The organism is Microbacterium sp. (genome assembly GCF_003248605.1).
Taxonomy (GTDB): domain Bacteria; phylum Actinomycetota; class Actinomycetes; order Actinomycetales; family Microbacteriaceae; genus Microbacterium.
In genome coordinates this window covers 24,618-31,585 of record NZ_QFPF01000023.1, presented here as the reverse complement: position 1 = coordinate 31,585, position 6,968 = coordinate 24,618, and the positions used below count along the sequence as shown (strand labels likewise).

General features: G+C 71.3%; 5 protein-coding genes. 4 read left to right on the top strand and 1 reads right to left on the bottom strand.

What is annotated here, in order from left to right; genetic code table 11:
- On the top strand, nt 1-1,198 hold a 1,198-nt coding region (locus DI573_RS05395; protein WP_292811458.1), incomplete at its 5' end, for a biotin/lipoyl-containing protein.
- A 224-nt stretch (nt 1,199-1,422) separates the two neighbouring features.
- On the opposite strand, the gene DI573_RS05390 is transcribed toward DI573_RS05395, so the two are convergent.
- Complete coding sequence (locus DI573_RS05390; protein ID WP_292811456.1) at nt 1,423-2,871, bottom strand: NAD(P)H-quinone dehydrogenase; 1,449 nt, start codon at nt 2,869-2,871, stop codon at nt 1,423-1,425.
- A gap of 82 nt (nt 2,872-2,953) precedes the next feature.
- Here DI573_RS05390 and DI573_RS05385 point away from each other — a divergent pair, with 82 nt between their 5' ends.
- The 3 genes from DI573_RS05385 to DI573_RS05375 all read left to right on the top strand — a co-directional run bounded on the left by DI573_RS05385 (nt 2,954) and on the right by DI573_RS05375 (nt 6,857).
- Nucleotides 2,954-3,787 carry a purine-nucleoside phosphorylase gene (locus DI573_RS05385; protein WP_292811454.1) on the top strand — a complete coding sequence of 278 codons (834 nt, stop codon included), beginning with the start codon at nt 2,954-2,956 and terminating at the stop codon, nt 3,785-3,787.
- A 5-nt stretch (nt 3,788-3,792) separates the two neighbouring features.
- On the top strand, nt 3,793-5,490 hold the full coding sequence (locus DI573_RS05380) for a phospho-sugar mutase (protein WP_292811462.1): 1,698 nt from the start codon (nt 3,793-3,795) through the stop codon (nt 5,488-5,490).
- A 419-nt stretch (nt 5,491-5,909) separates the two neighbouring features.
- Nucleotides 5,910-6,857: a type IV toxin-antitoxin system AbiEi family antitoxin domain-containing protein gene (locus tag DI573_RS05375; RefSeq protein ID WP_292811452.1), complete on the top strand. Its 948-nt coding sequence runs from the start codon at nt 5,910-5,912 to the stop codon at nt 6,855-6,857.
- Nucleotides 6,858-6,968: the final 111 nt, after the last annotated feature.

Sequence of the window (6,968 nt, the reverse complement as noted above, 5' to 3'; positions counted from 1 at the left end):
CGTCGCCGCGTTCGGCCGCGGCGAGTGCTTCGTGGAGAAATACCTCGACAAGCCCCGCCACGTCGAGACGCAGTGTCTCGCGGATTCCGCGGGCAACGTCGTGGTGGTCTCCACCCGCGACTGCTCCCTCCAGCGCCGGCACCAGAAGCTCGTCGAGGAGGCGCCGGCGCCCTTCCTCACGGAAGAGCAGACACGCGTCCTGTACGACGCGTCGAAGGCGATCCTCCGCGAGGTCGGCTATGTCGGTGCGGGCACATGCGAGTTCCTCATCGGCGCCGACGGCACCATCTCCTTCCTCGAGGTGAACACCCGCCTGCAGGTCGAGCACCCCGTCTCCGAAGAGGTCACGGGCATCGACCTCGTGCGGGAGCAGTTCCGCCTCGCCGCCGGCGGGCTGCTCGAGTACGGCGACCCGGAGGTGACGGGCCACTCGATCGAGTTCCGCATCAACGGCGAAGACCCCGGCCGCGGTTTCCTGCCTCAGCCCGGACCCATCCACGTCTTCAAGACCTTCGGTGGCCCCGGCATCCGTCTCGACTCCGGGGTGACCGCGGGCGACACCGTCGGCGGCGCGTTCGACTCCCTCCTGGCCAAGATCATCGTCACGGGACGCGATCGCGAACAGGCCCTCAGCCGCGCCCGACGCGCGCTCGACGAGTTCGAGGTCGCGGGGCTGCCCACCGTGCTGCCCTTCCACCGCAAGGTCGTGCGCGACCCCGCCTTCACGGCGGAAGACGGTCGGTTCGGCGTGTTCACGCGGTGGATCGAGACCGAATTCGACAACGACATCCCGCCGTGGGACGGCGAACTCGGCGACCCCGCCCCGGCGCCCGCGCGACACACCGTCGTGGTCGAGGTCGCCGGCAAGCGGCTCGAGGTCAGCCTTCCCGACCGCATCGTCGCACCCGCCGGGGTCGCCGGGCGCCCCGCCGCCGTTCCCCCCTCACGCCGCAACCACTCCACGTCGGTCGTCGCCGGCGCGTCAGGTGACGCCGTCAAGGCCCCCATGCAGGCGACGATCGTCAAGTTCGCCGTCGCCGAGGGTCAGCAGGTCGTCAAGGGCGACCTCGTGGTCGTGCTCGAGGCGATGAAGATGGAGCAGCCGCTCCAGGCGCACAAGGACGGCACGATCGGCGGGATCGACGGCTCCCCCGGCGCGACGGTGTCGGCCGGCCACGCCCTGCTCACGATCTCCTAGCCTGCACGCGCCCAGGCCCAGGCCCAGGCGCACGACCTCGCGGCGGAGTCCCCCCGCGCATGGGCGTGTCCCCATTTCTGTCGCCTGGGCGCAGCCAGGCCGACATAAATCGGGACATCCACAGGCACCGCAGCGACGAGCGTTGATCAGGCGTCATGGCCGCGCGCCCGGGCGCAAGCGGGTGCCTCGGGCGGATGCTGTCGTGCAGGTGCAGTCGCGCGACCTCAGTACTGCTCGTGGTCGCGGTCGACGATGTGCATCGCACGCGCAGCGTCGGTGATGCTGCCGGTGAGCGACGGATACACCGTGAACGCGCGGGAGAGTTGGTCGACGCTCAGACGGCGGTCCACGGCGACGGCGATCGGGTAGATCAGCTCGGACGCCTTCGGCCCGACGATCACGCCGCCGATCACGGTGCCCGACCCGCGGCGGGCGAGCAGTTTGACGAAGCCGTCCTTGATGCCCATCATCTTCGCGCGGGGATTCGACGCCAGCGGCAGCTTGTGCACGACTCCCTCGATCCGCCCCTCGATGACGTCCTGCTCCGACCAGCCGACGGTCGCGATCTCGGGCGCCGTGAAGATGTTCGCGGCGATGCGGCGGCGTTCGACGGGGATGACGACGTCCCCCATCGCGTGGAACACGGCCGTACGCCCCTGCATCGAGGCGACCGAAGCGAGCGGGACGAAGGTCGTGCAGTCGCCCGCCGCATAGATGTTGGGCACCGACGTGCGCGCGACGCGGTTGACGCGGATGTGACCGGAGTCGGTCATCTGCACACCCGCCTCCGCGAGGCCGATGCCGGCGGTGTTGGGGACCGAGCCGACCGCCATGAGGCAGTGGCTGCCCTCGATCGTGCGGCCGTCCGCGAGCGAGACCACGACACCGTCGCCGTCCCGGACGACGGACTCGGCCCGCGCCTTGGACAGCAGGGTCATGCCACCGCGCTTGAAGACCTTCTCGAGCACGGCGGCGGCGTCGGCGTCCTCGCCGGGCAGCACCTGATCGCGGGAGGAGACCAGCGTGACCTTGGCCCCGAGGTTCATGTAGGCCGAAGCGAACTCGGCCCCCGTGACACCCGAGCCCACGACGATCAGGTGCTCGGGCAGCGCCGGCATGTCGTAGAGCTGGGTCCAGGTCAGGATGCGCTCGCCGTCGGGCTTGGCGCTGGGCAGCTCGCGCGGCGACGCCCCCACCGTGACGACGAACGTGTCGGCCTCGATCCGGTCGAAGTCCGTGCCGCCCGCGCCAGTGGATACCACGACAGCATCCGTGCCTTCGAGCCGTCCGTGGCCGGAGATGATGCGCACGCCCGCTGCGGCGAGCGAGGCGCGCATGTCTTCGGACTGCTGACGCGCGAGGGCGAGCAGGCGCTTGTTGATCGTCGCCAGGTTGATCGCGACCTCGGGCCGGCTGGGCTTGCCGTCGGACCCGCGCGCGAAGAACTGCACGCCGAGGTCGGTCGCCTCCGAGATCGCCGATGCGGCGTCGGCGGTGGCGATGAGGGTCTTCGACGGCACCACGTCGGTGATGACCGCCGAACCGCCCACGCCCGCCCGCTCGATGAGCGTCACCTCGGCTCCCAGCTGGGCGCCGGCCAGCGCGGCTTCGTATCCGCCGGGCCCCCCGCCGATGATCGCGATCCGTTGTGTGCGCTCGAACTCACCCGGCATGATCCCCATTCTGTCACCCGGACGCGCACACGCGCGGCGCGGCCGTCTGGCCCGCGCGCCCCGCGCTTTCTAAAGTGGGGACATGTCATCGCACACCACACACCCGCTCGACGATCCCGCCACCGACCCCTTCGAGGTCGCGGCGCAGGCAGCGGACGACATCGCGCGCCTCACGGGCGTCGCGCAGCACGACATCGCCCTGACCCTCGGATCGGGCTGGGGCAAGTCCGCCGAGCTGCTCGGCGAGCAGGTCGCGGCCTTTCCCGCCACCGAGGTCACGGGATTCAGCAAGCCCGCCCTCGAAGGCCATGTGGGCACACTTCGCAGTGTGACCACCCCCAAGGGCAAGCACGTGCTGGTGATCGGCGCCCGCACGCACTACTACGAGGGCCACGGGGTGCGGCGGGTGGTGCACAGCGTGCGCACGGCCGCGGCGACGGGTGCGCGCACGATGGTGCTCACCAACGGCGCGGGCGGCATCAAGCCCGCCTGGAAGCCCGGGCAGCCCGTGCTCATCAGCGATCACATCAACCTCACCTCGGCGTCGCCGCTCGAGGGCGCGACGTTCATCGACCTGACCGATCTGTACTCCCTGCGCCTGCGTGACCTCGCGCGCACGATCGATCCCACGCTCGACGAGGGCGTCTACTGCCAGTTCCGCGGGCCGCAGTACGAGACCCCCGCAGAGGTGCGCATGGCCAAGACCATCGGCGGTCACATCGTGGGCATGTCCACCGCCCTCGAGGCGATCGCGGCCCGCCAGGCCGGTATGGAGGTGCTGGGCTTCTCGCTCATCACGAACATGGCCGCCGGCATCCAGACCACGCCCCTCAGTCACCAGGAGGTGATCGAGGCCGGACGCGAGGCCGAGCCGGTCATCTCCTCGCTCCTGGCCCGCGTGATCGGGGCGCTGTGAACGACGTGGATGCCGGGGCCCCGGCATCCCGCGCCTCTTCGGGTGACGTGATCGCACAGGCGCGGGCCTGGCTCGCGCAGGATCCCGACCCGCAGACGCGCGCCGAGCTCGAGGACCTGCTCGCGCGGGCGGAGGGGGACGAGGGGGCGCGCGCGGATCTGGCGGATCGATTCGGCTCGCGCCTCGCGTTCGGCACCGCCGGACTGCGCGGCGAACTCGGAGCCGGTCCCAACCGCATGAACAGGGTGCTCGTCGCGCAGGCGGCCGCGGGTTTTGCGTCCTATCTGCGCGAGCGGGCGGACGAAGGCGTCACACCGAGTGTCGTGATCGGGTACGACGGCCGGCGCAACTCCGACGTCTTCGCGCGGGACTCCGCCGAGGTCTTCGCGGGGGCGGGCCTGCGCGCCATCCTGCTGCCCCGACTGCTGCCGACGCCGGTACTCGCGTTCGCCGTGCGTCACCTCGGCGCCGACGCGGGGGTCATGGTGACCGCCAGCCACAACCCACCGGACGACAACGGGTACAAGGTGTATCTCGGCGGCGCCGACGAGGGCGCCCAAATCGTGTCGCCCGCCGACGCGCAGATCTCGGCGCACATCGTGCGGGTGGCGGCGGAGATTCCGGTGTCGCGGCTGCCGCGGTCGCTCGGCTACGAGAGTGCGCCCGAGTCGGTCGTCGACGCCTACGTCGCGGCGACGGCGGCGGTCTCGCCCGCGCCCGAGACCGCCGCGGGCATGCGCTGGGTGTACACCGCGATGCACGGTGTGGGATGGGACACGCTGGCGCGGATCCTCGCGTCGGCGAGCTATCCGGAGCCCGTTCTCGTCGAGCGGCAGATCGAGCCCGACCCGGCTTTTCCGACCGTGGCGTTCCCTAACCCCGAGGAGCCCGGCGCGATGGACCTCGCCTACGAGGCGGCGCGTGCGGCGGACGCCGAGTTCGTGGTTGCGAACGACCCCGACGCGGACCGGCTCGCTGTCGCCGTGCCCGCGGACGTCGAGGGAGGCTGGCGCGCGCTGTCGGGCAACGAAGTGGGGCTGCTGCTCGGGTGGCGGGCGGCTCGCCTGGCCCGCGAGGCGGGAGCGGTGCCCGGCGCGTCGCTGGCCTGCTCGCTCGTGTCCTCGCCCGGGCTGCGCGCGATCGCCGGGCACTACGGCCTGGACTTTCACGAGACGCTGACCGGGTTCAAGTGGATCTCGCGCGCGCCCGGGCTGATCTACGGGTTCGAGGAGGCCCTCGGGTATCTCGTGAACCCCGGCACCGTGCGCGACAAGGACGGACTCTCGGCGACCGTCGCCCTGCTCGGCCTTGCCGCGGAGGCGCGGGGGCGTGGGTCGTCGCTCGCGGGACTCGTCGACGAGCTGACCGCCCAGTTCGGTCACTTCGCCAGCGGTCAGGTCTCGGTGCGGGTCGAGGACGTGCGCGTCATCGCCGACATCATGGCGAGGCTGCGTCGGCAGCCCCCCGCCGAACTCGCGGGAGTTCACGTCACGCGCATCGACGATCTGCTGCGCGGCGACGGCGACCTGCCGCGCGGCGACGTACTGCGGGTGTGGCTCGACGACGGATCACGCGTGATCGTGCGCCCGAGCGGTACCGAGCCCAAGCTCAAGGTCTACCTCGATGTGCGTGGCGACACAGCCGAGGATGCCCGGTCGCGCATCGCGGCGCTGGACGCCGCGGCGCGCGCCCTCGTCGGCTGACTCGGGGCGCCTTCCGCGTCCCGCCCCGCGTTTGGGGTGTCGGTGCTCTGCGTCGGGGCGGTCGGTGCTCTGCGTTGGGGCGTCGGTGCTCTGCGTTGGGGCGGTCGGTGCTCTGCGTCGGGGCGTCGGTGCTCTGCGTTGGGGCTTCGGTGCTCTGCGTTGGGGCGTCGAAATCACCGTGGGGCGCGCTGCAGCACGCCCCAACGTCGCGCTGACGCCCCAACGCGCGAAGCCGGGCGGCCCCGACCCACGTCGGGGCGTCGAAATCACCGTGGGGCGCGCTGCAGCACGCCCCAACGTCGCGCTGACGCCCCAACGCGCCAGGCGCCGCTCCTCCCCAGCTGCAGTGCGCGACGACGAGTCCCCGGATGCTGCACGACGGCGACCGCGCGACGTGCAGCATCCCGCACCCTCGATTCATGACCGATGCCTTCGCCATCCCGCTCGCGACGAATCGAACCCTCGCGAGGGCGGGGCTGACGGATCGGCAGATCAAACGTCACGTCGAGACGGGAACGATCACGCGGGTGCGGCGGGGAATCTATGTCTCGAGCGCCGATGCCGTCGCGCTCACACCCGAGCAGTGGCGCATCCTGCGCGCTCGGGCTTGGCACGCAGCATCGGATGAGCCGCCCGTGTTCTCGCACTCCACGGCCGCGGCCGTGCACGGACTACCCGTGTTCCGATCCCGCGACGAGCGCACGCACGTCATCGCACCGAATCCTCGCGATCATCTGGCAGCCGATATCAGTCGTCATCGAGGCACGACCGATGCGGGGGTGATCGAGGTCCGTGGTCTGCTGATCACCGACCTCGCGCGCACCATGTCGAGCGTCGCACGATTCGACGCGCCGGAGGCGGCGGTCGCCGTCGCCGACGCGGCGCTGCGCTCGGCAAGAAGAGAGGATCAGGCGGCGGTCGACCGGCTGCGCCGCGACGCGCTGGACTGGCTGACGCCGCGCACCCCCGGCGCCGCCCGGGCGACGGAGCTGATCACGTTCGCAGACCCGCGCGCCGACCGACCGGGAGAGAGCATCAGCAGGCTCTACCTGCACCGGCTGGGTTTCGCGGCGCCGCGCCTGCAGGTCGAGGTACCCGGACCGGATAGCACCCGCTACTTCGTCGATTTCGGTCTGGACGACATCCTCGCCTTCGGCGAGTTCGACGGCGAAGCGAAGTACTCCGACCCCCTCTTCCTCGCCGGCCGCACGCCCCAGCAGGCCCTGCTCGATGAGAAGCGCCGCGAGGACTGGATCCGAGGCACGACCGGCTGGCGGATTCTGCGCTGGGAGATGACTCACCTCGCCTCGGTTCGAACGCTGGCGGCCCGGCTCGCGGCATTCGGCGTGGCGGTGCCGCGACCCTGACGACGCAGGGCCCGTTGGAGCCGGTGGGGCGTCGGCGCTGCGTTGGGGCGCGGAACTCCACGCCTTCACGTGATTTTGACGCCCCAACGAGCCGAGGCTGCTGCGCACACC